This is a genomic window from Thermosporothrix sp. COM3 (genome assembly GCF_059696735.1).
This window is the reverse complement of the sequence record NZ_AP019376.1, coordinates 6752021-6769809: the sequence shown is the minus strand read 5'-3', so window position 1 is coordinate 6769809 and position 17789 is coordinate 6752021. Positions and strand designations below refer to the sequence as shown.

Annotated in this window: 15 protein-coding genes; 10 read left to right on the top strand and 5 right to left on the bottom strand. The window is 51.6% G+C overall.

The features are described 5' to 3' along the window. Positions 1-88: 88 nt before the first annotated feature. The 8 genes from KTH_RS28955 (at position 89) to KTH_RS28920 (ending at position 11049) form a co-directional block, all read left to right on the top strand. Positions 89-1843: a peptide ABC transporter substrate-binding protein gene (locus KTH_RS28955; protein WP_497622346.1), complete on the top strand. Its 1755-nt coding sequence runs from the start codon at positions 89-91 to the stop codon at positions 1841-1843. A 740-nt stretch (positions 1844-2583) separates the two neighbouring features. Next, on the top strand, positions 2584-3576 hold the full coding sequence (locus KTH_RS28950) for a hypothetical protein (RefSeq protein ID WP_497622344.1): 993 nt from the start codon (positions 2584-2586) through the stop codon (positions 3574-3576). 11 nt (positions 3577-3587) lie between these two features. Next, positions 3588-4685: an ABC transporter permease gene (locus tag KTH_RS28945; protein ID WP_111320632.1), complete on the top strand. Its 1098-nt coding sequence runs from the start codon at positions 3588-3590 to the stop codon at positions 4683-4685. Positions 4686-4703: 18 nt separating this feature from the next. Continuing rightward, on the top strand, positions 4704-5681 hold the full coding sequence (locus KTH_RS28940) for an ABC transporter ATP-binding protein (protein ID WP_111320630.1): 978 nt from the start codon (positions 4704-4706) through the stop codon (positions 5679-5681). 15 nt (positions 5682-5696) lie between these two features. After that, positions 5697-6704, top strand: a complete 1008-nt coding sequence (locus KTH_RS28935) for an ABC transporter ATP-binding protein (RefSeq protein ID WP_111320628.1) — start codon at positions 5697-5699, stop codon at positions 6702-6704. Positions 6705-7123: 419 nt separating this feature from the next. Next, positions 7124-8827, top strand: a complete 1704-nt coding sequence (locus KTH_RS28930) for a peptide ABC transporter substrate-binding protein (protein ID WP_111320626.1) — start codon at positions 7124-7126, stop codon at positions 8825-8827. 194 nt (positions 8828-9021) lie between these two features. Continuing rightward, positions 9022-9981, top strand: coding sequence for an ABC transporter permease (locus KTH_RS28925; protein WP_111320624.1), 960 nt, complete (start codon positions 9022-9024; stop codon positions 9979-9981). 12 nt (positions 9982-9993) lie between these two features. Beyond that, positions 9994-11049, top strand: a complete 1056-nt coding sequence (locus KTH_RS28920; RefSeq protein WP_111320622.1) for an ABC transporter permease — start codon at positions 9994-9996, stop codon at positions 11047-11049. Positions 11050-11084: 35 nt separating this feature from the next. Here the strand turns inward: KTH_RS28920 and KTH_RS28915 are convergent, their stop codons facing one another. From KTH_RS28915 to KTH_RS28905, 3 genes are all read right to left on the bottom strand, one after another. After that, positions 11085-11495, bottom strand: a complete 411-nt coding sequence (locus KTH_RS28915) for a response regulator transcription factor (RefSeq protein WP_246046361.1) — start codon at positions 11493-11495, stop codon at positions 11085-11087. A gap of 63 nt (positions 11496-11558) precedes the next feature. Next, complete coding sequence (locus tag KTH_RS28910; protein ID WP_170142446.1) at positions 11559-12005, bottom strand: response regulator transcription factor; 447 nt, start codon at positions 12003-12005, stop codon at positions 11559-11561. 460 nt (positions 12006-12465) lie between these two features. Next, positions 12466-12702 carry a hypothetical protein gene (locus tag KTH_RS28905; RefSeq protein ID WP_137686206.1) on the bottom strand — a complete coding sequence of 79 codons (237 nt, stop codon included), beginning with the start codon at positions 12700-12702 and terminating at the stop codon, positions 12466-12468. A gap of 221 nt (positions 12703-12923) precedes the next feature. Between KTH_RS28905 and KTH_RS28900 the strand changes: the two genes are divergently transcribed. Beyond that, a complete protein-coding gene (locus tag KTH_RS28900) occupies positions 12924-13949 on the top strand; it encodes a ThiF family adenylyltransferase (protein ID WP_111320614.1) in 1026 nt (341 codons plus the stop codon). A gap of 64 nt (positions 13950-14013) precedes the next feature. Continuing rightward, the gene (metG, locus tag KTH_RS28895; RefSeq protein ID WP_281278967.1) at positions 14014-15774 is read left to right on the top strand and encodes a methionine--tRNA ligase; all 1761 of its coding nucleotides are present in this window, start codon (positions 14014-14016) and stop codon (positions 15772-15774) included. A gap of 54 nt (positions 15775-15828) precedes the next feature. Here metG and KTH_RS28890 read toward each other — a convergent pair whose 3' ends face one another. Both KTH_RS28890 and KTH_RS28885 read right to left on the bottom strand, forming a co-directional pair. Next, positions 15829-16707: a carbohydrate ABC transporter permease gene (locus KTH_RS28890; protein ID WP_111320610.1), complete on the bottom strand. Its 879-nt coding sequence runs from the start codon at positions 16705-16707 to the stop codon at positions 15829-15831. 94 nt (positions 16708-16801) lie between these two features. Continuing rightward, complete coding sequence (locus tag KTH_RS28885) at positions 16802-17752, bottom strand: carbohydrate ABC transporter permease (RefSeq protein ID WP_497622339.1); 951 nt, start codon at positions 17750-17752, stop codon at positions 16802-16804. Positions 17753-17789 lie beyond the last annotated feature (37 nt).

The window sequence follows — 17789 nt, the reverse complement described above, 5'->3', positions numbered from 1 at the left end:
ATCCCCGGACTCATGGAAGAGCATTGAGAGCGAGCTATCAGCTAGATCTGCTTCGGACGGAAGCGAAACAGAAAAGGGAGAGTATCGCATGCGAGAGAAGCACTATTCGGTTCGTTATACGCTACCCCTGCTATTGAGCGTTTGTGTGCTCTTGCTGGCTGCCTGCGGAGGCACAAATACCAACCAATCCACCGGCAATGAAAAAGCCCCTGATGACAAACAGATCTTCGTCTACCCCATCAATAATAAGGACATCTCGACGTTCGATCCTGCGGTTGCAGAAGATGCAGCAGCGACTTCAGCAGTAGCTATGGTTTTTACTGGACTGGTGCAGATTGACGAAGAGCAGAAGCTAAGCAAACAGCTTGCTGAGTCGTACAACGTCGATCCCGACGGGGTCACCTGGACATTCAAGCTGAAACCCAACCTGAAATTCAACAACGGCGATCCACTCACAGCAGAGGATGTCGCCTACAGTATTGATCGAGCGCTGGCCCCCGCCACAAAATCCGTTACCGCTCCTATTTATTTGGATCTGATTAAAGGAGCGAAGGAGCGCAACAGCGGGAAGCGCAACACCCTGCTCAACTACAGCCTTATCCCGGAGAAACCAGATACCCTGAAGATTGTCCTCGGGAAAAAGGCAGCCTACTTCCTCTATACGCTTTCCTACGTCTCTTCCTTTGTCGTCAACAAGAAGGTGATCGAAAAATATGGAGATCACTGGATGGACCATCTGGACGAGGGAGCCGGGGCAGGCCCATTCATCGTGACCAAATATATCAAGGGCCAATACATTGAGTTCGTGCCTAACCCCCACTTCTACGGTGAAAAGCCCAAAGTGAAAAAGGTAATATTTCCTTTCTATCAGAACATCGACACCATTTATAGAGCATATGAGACCAATCAGGTCAGTTGGGCGCGGGTGCCATCGATCAAAGTCAGTCAGGCAAAGCAGCTTCCAAATGGCCAGTTCCGGGCGGTGCCTCAGTCGACCGTCTGGTACTACACCATGAACTATCTGAGCAAGCCATTTGACAACCTCAAAATCAGGCAAGCGTTCGCTCTGGCGCTCGACAAAAAGAAATACGCCTCGGCAATCTGGAAAGATACCGTGCTCCCAGCTAACTATATTGTGCCAACCAAGATCCCTGGACACAATCCAGACCTGACCGGCCCAACCGGCGTGCAGAGCACGAGCGGAGATCCGGCAAAAGCCAAAACGCTGCTTGAGGAAGGCATGAAGGAGAGTGGCTATACTCGCGCCACCTTCCCTCAAATCACGCTGACCTACGCCTCCAATGTGCCTAAAGATGCACATGATATGATCATTGCCTCTCAGGAAGCCTGGAAAAGCGTGCTTGGTATTGATGTCAAACTGGAAACCGTTGAGCGCGTTAAGCTAGGCGATCTGGTAGACCAGACTTACAAGAACCCCAAAGGGCTACAGATGTGGTTCTACGGCTGGGGCTCTGATTATCCAGATCCGCAGAACTGGATCTCGTTGCTCTTCCATAAGGACTCAACCTACAACTCCTATAATTACGCCCAGAATGACAAGATGCCAAACTATCAAGACCAGCTTGAGACCGTCAAGCTCATGGAGAAAGCCGACGAAGACACCAATCAGCAGGAGCGCCTGAAACTCTATCAGCAGGCAGAACAACGTCTGGTCAATGACGTTGCCTGGATTCCCATGTATCAGACAACAGATCCGACCGTCGTCAAACCCTGCGTAAAAGGCTACTCCCCGACGGCTCAGGGCCTACCAGCCCCGGATCACTGGAGCAGAATCTACATCTCCAACGAATCGCCCTGTGTCGATGCAGCAAAATATCGCTAGACAAACATATCCTTCTCCACGGATCTGGGTTAGCCTTTTTGGGCTAACTCAGATCTTTTTTTGCTCCTCTTCCCTCCATTTTGGGAGAAAAAAGCCGATCAATAAAAAGCGTGGGAGCGTCTTCGTCAAAACAAGTGAGATACAGGTTGTAGTAAAAATGCTACAATAGGGTAGCATGAAAGAGAGCAACCAACCTCATAGTATTCACACATAGAGATTCACTATTTGTCACTTTTATTATAATAAATGTACTTATAAATAAAAGAGTGACTCCAGAAAAGAAGACCTGTGAGAGATTCACCAGACAGACCGACGTATAAATATATACCGACCAGGGAAACAGGAAAAAGCAATAGCCCATTTGCATTTCAGCTCATGTGCTACCGGCATAGAGAAAGAGAAAAGGAGAAACAAAGGCCGGATTCGCGAAAGGAGGTACCAGAAACAGGAAGCGAGGCACCCGAAAAGAGCCTGATAGAATGGCGAAAAAGAGGGAAAGATAAGAAAACAAGAAGCCAGAAAGAAACAATACGTTACCTTGACAGTTGCGCTTGCCTCACTTACAATAAACGGAAACTATCTTGAATGGATAGCAAGCGTTAATCGGTGATTGTCTATGGATGGGTGCCGTTATCCAGCGAGCTCACGATGAGCTACGAACAATCGAGCGAATTTCTATCTGACCCCTTGGGTCTTTTTCGTATTAAAAACCTTCAGAGGGAGTTTAAGGGGTACATTGCATGATCGGGTTCCTCGTCAAACACCTGATTCGCTTCAACGAGACACTTCTGGCGGTTACACTTCTCAACGTTCGCGTAGGGGATCGTGCCACCAAAGATGACATCAGGGTTGTGCTCGGGGCTGTGCTCGGACGTAGGTTTGAAATCACGCAAAACCAAAGCCAACACCAGGGACAACGCCTCTCCTATCAACTTCAGCATACCAGCAGGTATTCACACCTCGGGCATGCGCATTTCTGGAACAGGGAACATGCTGACGCCATCCAGAAGCCGCAGTTGAATGGAGTGGAGAACCCACATCTGTCCGCAAGGGACAGATGGAGAGGAATAACGATCATGAACGAGGTATCTCCAGGTATTTTGCTTGCCCTCAAGGCCATATACTGGATCGACAAAACGCGCCCGGGAACTCGATTGCAGGACAACACCTGTTCTGCAAGTGTCGCCGTCGTTCTGGCCGAGTACGTTCACGTCAGGCTTACAACAGGAGCCACAGGCACCCCCCATCCGGTTGCTCCCAGGGAAACACCCTGGCGGTTTACAAGGGAAGATATCCGGCTTACTCCGATCCCTATCGCGTTCGCAGCGAGCTCCTTCGCTATTGGTATACCGCAGCGCACCATCCAGCCAGTCAGCGACAAGCTGGACCGGACGCAACCGACCGATAGTGATCTACATATCACAGGTTTGCGTAAGCTTTATCGACCCGACAAGCACACACAACGCAAAGCCTTCATATTCAGACAGACCTGCTCTGGTCTGGCCCTTGGTATACTTATGATGATCTGCACGGCATTATTCCGGCAGCATCGCACCCTACCAGGGATCGGCAGCGTTGGTATCCAGACATCTCGCAATCCCGGCATCATTGCAGTGCCTTGCGCTATCGACCGTACATCGACTGGCCGCGATTGTCCAGCATGTACACCGAGCTATGTGTTCTCGGATATCTTCGACACTTCCTTTGTCGATCCACGAATTAACGCCGAGTAGGAGACAGACGAATGGATACAAAAGACAAAAACAGCGAGCACGCCTCCCCGGGCCTTGCCGCATCTGATTCGGCTACCATGCCAGTGGAGGGCGCGGGGGTTGCACAGCCCGCAGAGGGTAGCGCTATACCCGCAGATGGCAAGCAGCCAAAGAAATCGGGAACCCCATTTCAGGAATCATTGCGCCGCCTGCGTCGAGATGTCCGCGCAATGGTCAGTATTGGCTTCCTGCTCTTCTTCATTATCTTGCCAATAGTTGGACCACCGATTTACCGCAACATCGGCCCTGAAATGGTGACCAGCATGGGAGACCATGTCACCTCACAGGTATACCGTGATCCATTTCACCAGGAGCTCGATAACCAGGACCAGGGACCATCCGCATACTACTGGCTTGGTACAGATAGTATTGGTCGCGACCTGTTCTCGCGCCTGATGCAGGGTATGCTTATCTCGCTCGTTGTGGCAATCGTCGTAGAAATTGTCACCGTTTTCCTGGGTATTTTCTTCGGTGTTATGGCGGGATACTTTGGAGGCTGGATAGACCAGATATTAGCCAGGTTTACCGACATTATGTTCGCATTCCCTGGCCTGTTGTTCGCCATCCTGCTGACCGGTATCTTTGGTTCGTCCGCTGACACAACCTTCAGCAGTATACCGCTCATCGGTCAAAATGGTAACGCACGTCTGGTCCTTGTCTCTATCGCGCTTGCACTTGTCCAGTGGCCGTTCATTGCCCGTCTGGTTCGAGGTCAGGCCCTCCAGCTCCGTGAACAGCAGTTTGTTGAAGCGGCCCGCTCCACCGGTACAACCAACTTCCAGATCATCAAACGCCACATCATTCCCAACCTGATCGCAATCATTATCGTGCAGGTCTCGCTTGACCTCGGCGGTATCATCATTGGTGAAGCAGGCCTGAGCTTCCTGGGTCTTGGTGTGCAGCCTCCTGGTTCCAGCATCGGTCTGATGATCTCTGACGCACAGAATCTGGTCGATACCCATCCCTGGGAGGTTCTACTTCCCTCCATTGTCCTTACTATTATCGTGCTGGCGTTCTCCTTCCTGGGAGACGGCTTACGCGACGCATTTGACCCACGCTCAAAAGACTAGTTAGCGGAGATATCAAGAATGACAGGCAATCTGCTTGAAGTAAATAATTTAAAAACATACTTTTTCACACGAGGAGGCGTCGTCAAGTCGGTCGACGATGTCACCTTCTCCATGAAACCAAGCCAGACGTTGGGCGTTGTGGGTGAGAGTGGCTGCGGCAAAAGTGTCACAGCGCTCTCAATCATGCGTCTGGTTGCAACCCCTCCCGGTAAAATTGTCAGCGGGGAGATCCTCTTTAACGGTGAAAACATCCTGGATAAAAGCAAGGATGAGCTGACGGACCTGCGTGGTAGTAAGATTTCGATGATCTTCCAGGACCCGATGACATCGCTGAATCCCGTCTTCACCGTTGGCTATCAGATCGCGGAGACCGTGAAGCGCCACCGCAAAGATGTCACCAACGACCAGGCCTGGAAGCGTGCCATTGAAATGCTCGACCTTGTACGCATCCCCGATGCCAAGCGCCGCGCGAAAAACTATCCTCATGAGTTCAGTGGCGGTATGCGCCAGCGCGTGATGATCGCTATCGCGCTTGCCTGTAACCCACAGTTGCTGATCGCTGACGAGCCAACCACCGCGCTTGACGTGACCATTCAGGCGCAGGTGTTGGAGTTGATGAAAGGCCTCTCGCACGAGTTCGGCACCGCTGTGATGCTGATCACCCACGATCTCGGCGTTGTTGCTGGAACCTGCCAGCACGTGAACGTGATGTATGCCGGTAAAATCGTTGAATCGGCACCCGTCAAGCAAATCTTTGACACACCTGCTCACCCTTACACCATTGGTCTGCTTAATTCCGTGCCACGCCTTGACGGCACCCGTGGTGAGCGTCTGACCCCGATCAAAGGTCAGCCACCCGATCTTGTGAATCCTCCTGTTGGCTGCCGCTATGCGGACCGCTGCCCCAAAGTCCAGCCGCGCTGTCGTCAGGAAGAGCCCAAATTGCAACCGGTTGGCCGTGGCGAGCAAGTCGCAGCATGTTTCTATCCAGACTAAGAGGAAGTGTGAGTAATGGTACAACAAGTTGAAACACAGAAACAAAAAGCAGGAACCACCCTGGTCGAGGTCAAGGGGCTCAAGGTCCACTTCCCGATTAAAGGCGGTCTCCTGAATCGTACTGTCGCTTCGGTGAAGGCAGTCGACGGGGTTGATCTCTTTATCCGTCGTGGCGAGACCCTTGGTCTGGTGGGCGAAAGTGGCTGTGGTAAAAGCACCACCGGTCGCGCCATCCTACAGCTTATCAAGCCGAGCGCCGGGAGCGTCAAGCTTGATGGCGTTGAGCTGACCAAGCTGCCCCCCAGCCAGATCCGGCAGAAACGCTCCGAAATGCAGCTTATCTTCCAGGACCCCTTTGGCTCTCTCGACCCGCGCTACACCATCGGTCAGATCGTCTCCGAGCCGTTGGAGAACTTCAGACGAGGCAATAGCCGGGCAATCCGCGAAGAGGTCGCGCACCTGCTGGAAACTGTAGGTATTAACCCGCTCTACGTAAACCGCTATGCCCACGAGTTCAGTGGTGGTCAACGCCAGCGTATCGGTATCGCTCGTGCTCTGGCACTGCGCCCATCCTTTGTGGTGGCAGACGAGCCAGTTTCCGCACTCGACGTCTCGATTCAGGCCCAGGTGCTCAACCTGCTGCAAGATCTACAGGCACAGTTCGGCCTGACCTATCTGTTCGTCGCCCACAACCTCTCTGTGGTGAAACACATCAGCGACCGCGTTGCGGTTATGTACCTGGGACGCGTTGTTGAGCTGGCAAAGAGTGAAGCGCTGTATGAGGCACCACTGCATCCATACACGCAGGCCCTTCTCTCGGCAGTTCCCGTGCCGAATCCAGAGATTGAGAGCCGTCGCAAGCGTATCATTCTTGAAGGTGACGTTCCAAGCCCGGTAAACCCGCCCAGCGGCTGTAACTTCCATCCTCGCTGCTGGAAGGCTCAGGCAATCTGTCGCGAACAAATTCCGCCTCTCGAAGAGAAGCAACCAAACCACTACGCAGCCTGTCACTTCCCTGGCTAGCAAGCAAAAACGCAAAACGGCTATGTTCCTCCTCGGGCATGGCCGTTTTTCTTTTTGTTTTTCTGCCTACTTGCTTTCCCGCTCACAACTCTCTACAGGTCGTTTACTTATCCCTTCTGCTTCCACCTACTATTCTGTGCCTTTTCTGTCATCCCTTTGAAATATCTTCTCTATCCTTCAAGCAGCTTTCTTTTTTCATCACCAGTGATGAGAGATTTCGGGCTAACAGAACGTAATAAGATAGTGTTCCTTACAGTATCTCTTTCTACATTCTGGGGAGATATTTTTGCTGAGGTAAAGGCGAAGCCAGCCACACCTGATAATGTATGTACCCGTTAGAAAGGTGCCTGGTGCCGATTTCCTATCTTCATTACTCTTCGCCTGTTCGTATGTCTTCATTATGAAGGAGAAGAAGTGGTATGAAAGCTGGCAAGAAACTAACTCTGTTTCTGTCATCGCTCCTCTGCCTGGTAGCAATACTCGTGTCCGCCTGTGGGGGAGAGGGTGGAACGACTCCGGGAAATGGGTCAAAAGCCGGAGACGACAAGCAGATCTTGCGCTACTCGGTTGTAGGTGACCCCGATATCCATACCTTTGACCCTGCCTATGTTTCAGATACTGACTCAAACTTCCCGATTCAGGCAGTGTATACCGGATTGGTAACGCTGAACAAGAAACTGGAAGTAGTGCCGCAGCTTGCGAAGGATATCCAGGTCTCTGATGATGGCACGACCTACACCTTCAAGCTCAGAGACGGTCTGAAATTCAGCAACGGTGATCCACTCACCGCCGAGGATGTAGTCTACAGTATCAATCGTGCGATTGACAAGAAGACAGCATCTGATGTTGCTGGTTATCTACAGCTCGTCAAGGGGTTCGCCGATCTCCACGGGGGCAAAACAGATACCCTGATCGGCAAAAGCTTGATCGCGAAAGATCCACAGACAGTCGTTATCCAGATTGAATACCCCGCAGCCTATTTCTTGCAGTCCCTGACCTATCCGACCTCTTATGTCGTCAACAAAAAGCTGATTGAGAAGTATGGCGACAAGTGGACGGATCATGCGGAAGAAGGCGGCGGCGCGGGCCCGTTCAAGGTTGAGAAGTACACACACAACCAGGGCATCGATCTGGTCGTCAACGAGAATTACTACGGCAAAAAGCCGCAGTTGAAGAAGCTTCAGGTCCTCTTCTATAAGGATCAAGAGGCTATGTATCGTGCGTATCAGGCCAACCAGCTTGAGTTCTCACCGGTTCCCACCGCAAGTCTTGAGCAGGAACGCACCTCCCCGGGCTTCAAGGATACGCCAATCCTGACCGTACGTTATATCGCCATGAACTATCTGGTCAAGCCGTTTGATAACCTCAAGATCAGACAGGCCTTCGCGCTGGCAATCGACAAAGATCAGGTAGTGAAGAGCGCAATGAAGAACTCGTTCACGCCCACAAACCACATCGTCCCTAATGGTATGGTCGGTTACAACGAGAAGCTGACAGGACCACAAGGCGCCTCCACCAAAGGCGATCCCGAAAAGGCGAAACAACTGCTTGAGGAAGGAATGAAAGAGGCCGGTTATAACGGTGTCTCGAATCTGCCCCCCATCACGCTGACCTACTACCCACGAAACCAGAACTTCAGAGACGCCATTAACATCATTGTGCAGCGCTGGAAGAATGTGCTTGGTGTCAATGTACAGGTCTCTGTTGTTACGCGCCCGAAACTGCTCGACCTTACAACTGGCACAAAAGGTAACGGCAACCTGCAAATGTGGCAGGCCGGCTGGAACGCTGACTATCCTGACCCACAGGACTGGCTGACCCTCTTCTTCGGCAAAGGGCAGGACTATAACCAGTTCAACTATGGACTGGGGAACATCAAAGAGCTGAAGGAGATGAAGGACGTTCAGGATATGCTTGTCCAGGCTGACAAAGAGCCAGATAAGACCAAGCGTATGGCTCTGTACAACCAGATCGAACAGAAGGTCGTCGAGCATGTTGGCTGGCTCTCACTCTGGCAGGAGAAGGTTCAATACCTGGTCAAACCAAATGTCCACGGTCTTGAACTGAACAGTCAGCAGTTGATCCCGCCCGAAGACTGGAGTGACATCTACATCACGCAATAAAGGCATGTCCTGCACGTCTTCAGCACAAATTGAACACTACGCTCTCAAGGAGAGCCTTCCAGTCTCCGTCCGCAGTAGTCCTTACTGCGGACGGTTGCCCTATCAAATAACACAACCGCGACAAGACGAGCACGCTGAGAGAGCTTGATTGAGGCGCTTATCACTTCTCACACAACAAGAGCAAGGAGCGCAGCATGATTCAGTTTCTGATCAAGAGGATTCTGGGATTACTCTTTGTAATCTTTGGAGTCACCTTTATCACCTTTATTATGGGATACTTTGCCCCGGGCGATCCTATAACCGCCATGCTCGGTGAACGCGCAACCCCAGAGACTGTCGCGCAAATGAAGCACCTGTATGGCCTGGACCTGCCCTGGTATCAACAATATGGAAACTATCTGGTCAATCTGGCACGTTTCAACCTCGGCATGTCCTTCCGTCTGCAAGGACGGCCGGTCTGGGATATTCTGAAAGATGGGCTTCCCGTCTCTCTGGAGTTGGCCTTCTGGGGCTTGCTGCTGCAAATCTTTATCGGTATCCCGCTAGGGATCATCTCGGCGCTAAAAGCCAACACCTGGGTTGACACGCTCAATATGAGTATAGCCCTGGTTCTCTACGCCTTCCCGGTGTTTATTACCGGCGTTCTGCTTCAACTGCTTGTCATCTGGGTCAGCAAACAGACAGGTGTCTCCTGGCCTGTCACTCAATGGGGATATCCCTGGCGATATACCTGGACCGATATCCAATACAAGATACTTCCTATCCTGGTATATGCAACAGCCGGAATCGCCTACTATGCTCGTCTGGCCCGAACGAGTATGCTTGAAGTGCTCAAACAGGACTATGTCCGCACGGCCCGAGCGAAAGGGCTCCGCGAACAGAGCGTAGTCTATCGTCACGCCTTCCGCAACGCTCTGATCCCTCTGGTAACGGTCTTCGGTGTCTCGATTGGTTTTCTGGTAACCGGAGGATTCTTCACCGAGCGTATTTTCAATCTGCCCGGAATCGCGAACCTGACGCTCATCTCGATTGACTCCCTGGATTACCCTGTCCTTCAGGCAACGACGGCACTTCTCGCGCTGTGCATCGTCCTGGGGAACCTGATCTCGGATATTCTGTATTCGCTGGTCGATCCCCGCATCAAAGCTGAATAAGAGGTGCGTATCATGGAAACACGAGATCAAAACCCATCTATAGAACAGCCAGAAGCCCGGCCTCCTGAAGTGACTGAGAACCAGGTCCAAGCGGTGATTGAAGGAAAAGTTCAGAAGTCGCCGACACCATTTCAACAATCCCTCAGGCGCCTGATGCGTGATCGACGGGCACTGGTCAGTATGTGTGTGATCGCGTTTCTGGTGCTGATCTCCCTGATTGGTCCTCCAATCTATCAGCATATCGGGGGCACGATCGAAACAGCGGACGCGCAAAAGATCGGACCGACGCAGTACCATAGCCACAGTTTCCAGAATCTTGATCATCTTGACGAGGGTCCTAACGGGCTGAACTGGCTTGGAACCGATCGGGTTGGACGCGATATGCTGGCCCGTTTGATGCAAGGTATTCTGGTCTCTATTGTGGTCGCGGTGCTGGTGGAGATCATTGACATTCTGCTCGGGGTTGTGATCGGCGTCCTGGCGGGCTATTATGGGGGTTGGGTTGATACCCTGCTGGCACGGTTTACCGACCTGATGTTCGCCTTCCCCGGCCTGCTTTTCGTGATCCTGCTGACCGGCATTTTCGGGCCACAGGTCGATGTCATGTTCGCAAACACGCCACTGCTCAGTGGAGGCAATGCCCGCCTGCTCCTGGTTGTATTAGCCCTCTCTATTACCTCATGGCCGTTGATGGCCCGCTATGTCCGAGGACAAACAATGCAGCTCAAACAGCAACAATTTATTGAGGCGGCAAAAGCGGCGGGAACAACCGATCTAAAGATCATCACAAAGCACATCGTCCCGAACCTGTTCAGCATCGTCATCATTGCGGCAACCCTGAACATTTCCAACACGATTATTAATGAGGCAGGTATTAGTCTCCTGGGTCTGGGGGTTCAGGATCCGGGGTCCAGCATCGGCCTGATGATCTCGGCAGCACAAACGCTGCTCGCCATCCATCCCTGGGAAGCGTTGCTTCCAACTGGTATGCTCGCAGTTATCGTGCTGGCCTTCTCCTTTCTGGGCGATGGTCTACGGGACGCCTTTGATCCTCGCTCCAAAGACTAAGCCAGCACTTGAACACGCTGTATTGCAATACCGGCTTAGACACCGGCATGCTGCTCAAGCCGTTTGATACGAACAAGCAAGCGGATTCGCGCCTGTAAATGTCGAGCATCAAACGGCTTGACGACATAATCATCGGTTCCGGCTTCAAAGCCAGCCACTTTATCCTGAAGGGTAGAAAGGGATGTCAGAAACATAAATGGAAGACATTTAAAAGCAGCTTTGCCGCGCACATAACGGCAAAGCTCTAAGCCACTTTCCTCACCAACCCATACCTCACTGATCAAGACATCAGGCACCTTTATACTCAAGACCCGTTTGGCCTCTGCTATAGATACTACCCCCTGGACAACAAACCCCTCTCCCAGAGCTTGCTGTAACTTTTCATGGGCATTTTTATCACTATCTATAAACAGAATAGTTAACCTACGCAATGCCTTGTGACCCACATATTCTTTTACAGTTTTTCCGGTGGCAAAGAAAAGTGTCTCTTCTTCACCAGCAAGCAGATATTATTCGCGCTCAGACTGAGTGCGCACAAGATACTCGGTTCGGCTCTGGCGTTCATCGGGGGTCAAGCGCAACACACGTTCAATTGCTTCATTCAGCGCGGTTGGTTTAAACGGCTTGGTCAGGTACTCATCCGCACCTGACAGCAGTCCTGCCATCTGATCCTCTTCTCGTGTCATCGCGCTGAGAATAATCAGCGGGGTATCGGCGGTACGAGGATCGCCACGCAGACAACGAACTAACTGATAGCCCCCCATACGCGGCATTTTCACATCAATAATGACACAATCAGGTTGTTCGGCATAGACCCGCTCAAGCCCCTGCACCCCGTCATATGCAACGCTCACCTGATAGCTACCATGAAGACTGACCGCGTATTTTATCAGTTCGACGATGGTCGGGTTATCATCAATAACCAATACTTTTTTCACGGCGTTCCCGCTATCCATAGGGTTTGCCTCTTTCAAAGAGCTATATACTGTACTGGTTACGGGCTTTAGAAGGTGCATCACCCTCTTTTGCATTGTAACACAGTTCAGTTTCACTGCCAACTCATGATTCTCTTCGTACTACGAAATTGCTCAAGCTCTTCCATTCTCTGAACCGTTGTATCTCTTATCTGGAAATCAATTCCTATTCTATAGTAGCGCACCTGGCTGCAAGTTTCTATAGTTTCTTGAGAAGAGGACGAGTTCCTGTATATTCTTTCTTCCATCCAAAATACAGGAAACAACAAACACCTTATCTCATCGTTTCAACAAAAAACCCGTTCTTTCCTTAGTATATACCTGTCCAGATCGATTCTTCTCACACATGTTTTTTCCTGGATCACCAAAACCAAGCAGTCAGCCCCAAAAACAAAAAAGCTGCCCCATAGAGACTGGATCTCTACAAGACAGCTCTGAGTGGCTACCGAGAAGAGGGCCTCAAGATCTTATGGAAGATCGCAAACAGCAGAAAGGCAGGAGGCCATTGTCCTACGAAAATGGCCCAATCCTTCTTATTCATCAGAAACATCATGGCAGAAGCAACAATAGAACTTACCGCCGCCCAGTACCAGACCTGTGCAGGCACCGCATCGGTGACCTGAAAATACTGTTCCTGGGCATCTTCGGTGCGAAAAGGCATTTCGACTTTAGACGACATTCTGTACTCTATCCTTTCTATGAACGAAACAAGCAGTGAGTATCACTGCTTTCCATATCTCCTATTTGCATACTAGCCAGTCAATATAATAGAGAGATAGACATATGCCAATCCAGCGTCAGCAGAAAAGAAGGTAACGCCGTAGCCTTGTTTCAGAAGATATGCTAGAATATCAAAAGGCATGAAGGGAAACTCTCCAGGCAGAATAAAAGGGGAAAAGTATGCTCGATCGCTATTCACGACAGATATTGTTTCAGCCTATCGGTCAAGCCGGGCAGGAGCGTCTACGCGCCGCGACCGTAACCCTGATTGGCTGTGGCGCGCTTGGTACCGTGCTTGCGAACAATCTCTGTCGCGCAGGCATAGGCAAACTGATTATCGCAGATCGTGACTTTGTTGAACTGAACAACCTGCAACGACAGATTCTCTTTGATGAAGAAGACGTAAAGAAGCGCCTGCCAAAGGCCATTGCCGCAACAGAGAAATTGCGCCGCGTGAATAGCGATGTGCAGATTGAAGCCCTGGTCGAGGATATCAACGCTGATGGTATTGAAGATCTTGTACGCACATCTGATTTGCTTCTCGATGCCACAGATAATTTTGAGACGCGCTATCTCCTGAATGATGTCTGTATCAAGCTACAACGCCCCTGGATCTACAGCGGAGTGATTGCATCCTATGGCGTGACCATGAACATTCTGCCGGGTTCTACCCCCTGTCTTCGCTGTGTCTTTCCGGAAATGCCTCTTCCCGGAACCACGCCAACCTGTGACACAGCAGGGGTATTAAACGGTATCGTAGGAACAATCTGCGGCATCGCCTCTACCGAAGCCTTGAAAATCCTGTTAGGAAGCGAGAAGGTCAGTCATGCCCTCACCTGTATTGACCTGTGGGAAAATACATCTGAGCGGCTGGAACTTCCACGCCAGCCGGATTGTCCGGCCTGCGGTCAGCATCACTTTGAGTTCTTAGATACACTCAACAGTGGCAGCGCAACAACCCTCTGTGGGCGTAACGCCGTTCAGGTACGAGGCCATACCGGGCAGCGTGGAGGCGTAACGCTCAACTTCGCAGAGCTCGCGCAGCGGCTTCAACCGCTTGGCACTGTCAATTATAACAGCTACCTGCTCCGCTTTCAGGTGGATGGCTACGACCTGACCATTTTTCCTGATGCACGTGCGATCATCAAAGGAACAGCGGACGAGCATGTAGCCCGCACGCTCTATGCACGTTACATTGGTATGTGAAACTTGTACGGGGCGCTATCACTTGCTATAATACATCTATCAAACCTCGGACCTGTTTCTACTGTTGCTGGAGTATGCGCTAAAAGTCTGGTTCTATCCTGCACCACCTTCCCCACATGCCTCTAAAGCAAAAGATCATTTTAAGGGAGAAAAATCAACGCTCATGAACGAACACATTCTAGTCTGTGTCGCGTGGCCGTATGCCAAAAGTTCTACCCATGTAGGACAAATCGTCGGCGCATACCTCCCGGCTGACACGTTCGCACGCTACCACCGCATGGCTGGGAACCATGTCCTGATGGTCTCTGGCAGCGATGAACATGGCACCCCGATTCTCGTCGAGGCCGAAAAACGCGGTATCACGCCCCTTGAGTTTGTTGCTGATTACCATGCACAGATCTGTGAGGTCTGGGACCGTCTGGGCATGTCCTGGGACATCTTTACGGAGACCACGACGGAAAATCATTACCGCATCGTTCAGGACTTCTTTTTAACCCTGCAAAAAAACGGCTATATCTTCAAGGACACAATGGAGTCCCCCTACTGTCCGACCGATCGCCGCTTTCTGCCCGACCGCTACATTGAGGGCACCTGTCCTCACTGCGGCTATGATTCGGCCCGCGGCGACCAGTGCGATAACTGCGGCAAGACGCTTGATCCTATCGACCTGGTGAACCCGCATTGCCGCCTCTGTGGCAGCAAGACCAGCAAGCTGGAAATGCGCAAGACCGAGCACTTCTTCCTGGACCTCCCCAAGCTACAAGAGCCGCTTCAACAATGGCTTTCTCACGACAAAGAGCACTGGCGTCAGAATACTGTAGCCTTCGTCAATAACTGGTTGAAAGAGGGCCTGCGAGCACGCGCAATTACCCGCGACCTTGATTGGGGCGTTCCCATTCCTCTGGAAGGATACGAAGATAAGCGCATCTATGTCTGGTTTGACGCGGTGATTGGCTACTTCTCGGCGACTGTTGAATGGGCCCAGAAACACGGAACCCCCGATACCTGGGAAACATGGTGGGTGCCCGGCAAAACAGAGCCAGCGGTCAAATCCTACTACTTTATCGGCAAAGATAACATTCCGTTTCACGCTCTGATCTGGCCCGCCATGCTCATCGGCTACGGCAACCGGAACCTCCCCTACGATGTCCCGGCCAACGAGTTTATGACCATGAGCGGCGAAAAAGCCTCAACCAGTCGTGGTAACGTCATCTGGACCCGCGATGTACTGGATCAGTATAGCGCCGATACCCTGCGCTACTATCTCTCTGTCACGGCTCCCGAGAACCGCGATACTGATTTCACCTTCCAGGAAATGATTCGTCGCAACAATGATGAACTGGTCGCGGCCTATGGCAATGTGGCACATCGCACCTTGACCTTCTTGCAAAGCCGCTTTGGCGGCGTGGTTCCCGAACCGCTGCCGCTCCGAGAGGCCGATAAGGCTATTCTGGAAAAAGTTGAGCAGGGCTTCGCTCAGGTTGCCAGCGCGATTGAGCAGTGCCACTTCAAAGACGGTATTAACGCCGCGATGGCGGTTGCTCGCGAAGCTAACCGCTATCTCGACGAGCAGGCCCCCTGGAAACAGATCAAGGTCGATCGTGAGGCCGCTGGCACCACGATCTATGTGATGCTTCAAGTGCTCAGCGGACTGCATACGCTCTTCAGCCCGTACCTTCCGTTCTCTTCTCAGAAGCTTCATGAACTTCTCGGCTTCGAGGGAGAGGCCAGCAAAGAGCGTTGGGAACTGCGTCAGGTTCCCGCAGGGAGTACGCTGCCCAAACCGACACCGCTCTTCCCCAAGCTGGAAGAACCCGCACAATAAAGAATGGCAGAAAAAAGGAGCCTCTTTGCGAGGCTCCGATCTTTTTTGGCCGGTTTATTTGATACTGCCAACAACCACGCCCTTAATAAAGTGACGCTGGAAGAACAGGAAGAAGATAATCACTGGCACAAGCACCATCAGAGAGGCCGCCATCAACAGGTTATACTGGATATCGTGGGCCGACTGGAAGAACTGAAGTCCGATTGCCAGCGGGCGCAGTGAATCATCCTGAATGTAGATCAATGGTCCCATAAAGTCGTTCCAGACCCCGATACCGACCAGAATAGCCACCACCGCCAACGCAGGACGCGCCATCGGGAAAACTACTCTGAAAAGGATCTGGAGCTCGTTCGCTCCATCAATGCGAGCCGCTTCCATCATCTCCCGCGGGATCTGCAACAGGAACTGACGCAGCAGAAACACGTTAAATGAGCTGCCGAAGAAGGCCGGGACCACCAGCGGCAGATAGGTATTGACCCATCCCAATGAAGCAAACATATCAAACAACGGGATCAGGGTAATAGGCGTCGGCAAAAAGATAGTCGCCAGCACAACATAAAACACCTTATCGCGACCTGGCCAGTTGATACAGGCAAAGCCATACGCCACAAGCATACCAGAGATCAGCGCCCCGATAATATTCAGACTGGTGATAAGCACCGAGTTCATGAAATAGGTGCCATAGGGCATAATATCCAGCGCTTTACTGAAGTTTTCCCATGCCCAGACATGGGGTATCAGTGTCGGCGGATAGACCGCCAGTTCCTGATCTTGTTTCAGCGCCGTGACCACGGTCCAGTACAGTGGGATCAGGAACAGAATGGACATAACGATCAGGAGAATACGTACTCCGACGTTGTCCAGCACCTTCTTAAACGTTACACGCCGTTTGCTCGCTCCAACCCGGGGAGCCTCAGATAGCACAGCGCTCATCGTTGAGCCTCCTTCGCTTCCATATCAACTGCCTTCGCAGCAGCATTTCGTCTACTCATCTTTCCGGTTTCTTCCGTTTTCATCTCGCTCATGCTTAACTCACCAGATCATAGGTCACAAAGCGCTTTGAGACGACATACGTAATAAGAGCCATGATCAGACCGATAACAAACAGTACGATCGAGAGCGCGGAGGCATACCCGAACTGCGCATACGAGAAGGCATTTTTATAGAGATAGAGCATATAGAAAAGCGTCTCGTTGTTTGGTCCGCCATTGGTCATGATATACGCCTGTGTGAAGACCTGAAGGCCTGAGCTAATACCGGTGATTAAGTTAAACAGGACAATAGGTGAAATCAGCGGTAATGTAATATTGAAGAAACGACGCACCGGTCCCGCCCCATCAAGTCGGGCAGCCTCATAGAGCGTCTCAGGAATACCTTTCAAGCCAGCCAGGAAGATCAGGGCCGCGTTCCCTGCTCCAAGCTGCGCCATCGCCACAATCACGATTTTCGCACCCCAGGGATCGCTCAAATAGCTGGTCTTAGGCACACCAAAGAGCGAGAGCAACCAGCTTACAAGGCCATACTGCGGACTGATCAGGGCCATCACGATAAACGACATCGCGAAGGCAGGCAGGATCGACGGCAGATAGAAAATCGCGCGATACACCGCTATCTCACGAACGCTGCGATTCATGGCAAGCGCCATCACAATAGCGACAACCGCACCGATAGGCACCGCCAGTAAACAGTAAAAGAAGGTATTTCCAAGTGATTTCCAGAACAGATCATCGACAAGCAAGCGCTGATAGTTCTGTAACCCGAGCCAGACCGGGGCGCCTAGCCCGGAATACCGGGTAAAGCTCAGAATCAGAACATAGATCGAGGGCCAGAGGGTAAAGGCCAGAAAACCGATAACCCACGGGCTGATAAAGAGGATGCCCTTTATCAGATTCTTTCGATCCTGACGGGACAATGCAGGCCGCTTCGTTGCAGCACGTTTTGTACCGGTTACCTCATTCGCATCTTTCGCTGTAACCATTCCTCATCTCTCCTTCACATGCACGCATCTTGGTTTG

What these genes read in the sequence shown, in the direction of transcription:
- KTH_RS28925 (WP_111320624.1), top strand. Translation starts at nt 9,022, where the DNA reads ATGATTCAGTTTCTGATCAAGAGGATTCTGGGATTACTCTTTGTAATC.
- KTH_RS28885 (WP_497622339.1), bottom strand. Translation starts at nt 17,752, where the DNA reads ATGGTTACAGCGAAAGATGCGAATGAGGTAACCGGTACAAAACGTGCT.
- KTH_RS28920 (WP_111320622.1), top strand. Translation starts at nt 9,994, where the DNA reads ATGGAAACACGAGATCAAAACCCATCTATAGAACAGCCAGAAGCCCGG.
- KTH_RS28890 (WP_111320610.1), bottom strand. Translation starts at nt 16,707, where the DNA reads ATGAGCGCTGTGCTATCTGAGGCTCCCCGGGTTGGAGCGAGCAAACGG.
- KTH_RS28910 (WP_170142446.1), bottom strand. Translation starts at nt 12,005, where the DNA reads ATGGATAGCGGGAACGCCGTGAAAAAAGTATTGGTTATTGATGATAAC.
- KTH_RS28930 (WP_111320626.1), top strand. Translation starts at nt 7,124, where the DNA reads ATGAAAGCTGGCAAGAAACTAACTCTGTTTCTGTCATCGCTCCTCTGC.
- KTH_RS28900 (WP_111320614.1), top strand. Translation starts at nt 12,924, where the DNA reads ATGCTCGATCGCTATTCACGACAGATATTGTTTCAGCCTATCGGTCAA.
- KTH_RS28935 (WP_111320628.1), top strand. Translation starts at nt 5,697, where the DNA reads ATGGTACAACAAGTTGAAACACAGAAACAAAAAGCAGGAACCACCCTG.
- KTH_RS28950 (WP_497622344.1), top strand. Translation starts at nt 2,584, where the DNA reads ATGATCGGGTTCCTCGTCAAACACCTGATTCGCTTCAACGAGACACTT.
- KTH_RS28945 (WP_111320632.1), top strand. Translation starts at nt 3,588, where the DNA reads ATGGATACAAAAGACAAAAACAGCGAGCACGCCTCCCCGGGCCTTGCC.
- KTH_RS28905 (WP_137686206.1), bottom strand. Translation starts at nt 12,702, where the DNA reads ATGTCGTCTAAAGTCGAAATGCCTTTTCGCACCGAAGATGCCCAGGAA.
- KTH_RS28955 (WP_497622346.1), top strand. Translation starts at nt 89, where the DNA reads ATGCGAGAGAAGCACTATTCGGTTCGTTATACGCTACCCCTGCTATTG.
- KTH_RS28940 (WP_111320630.1), top strand. Translation starts at nt 4,704, where the DNA reads ATGACAGGCAATCTGCTTGAAGTAAATAATTTAAAAACATACTTTTTC.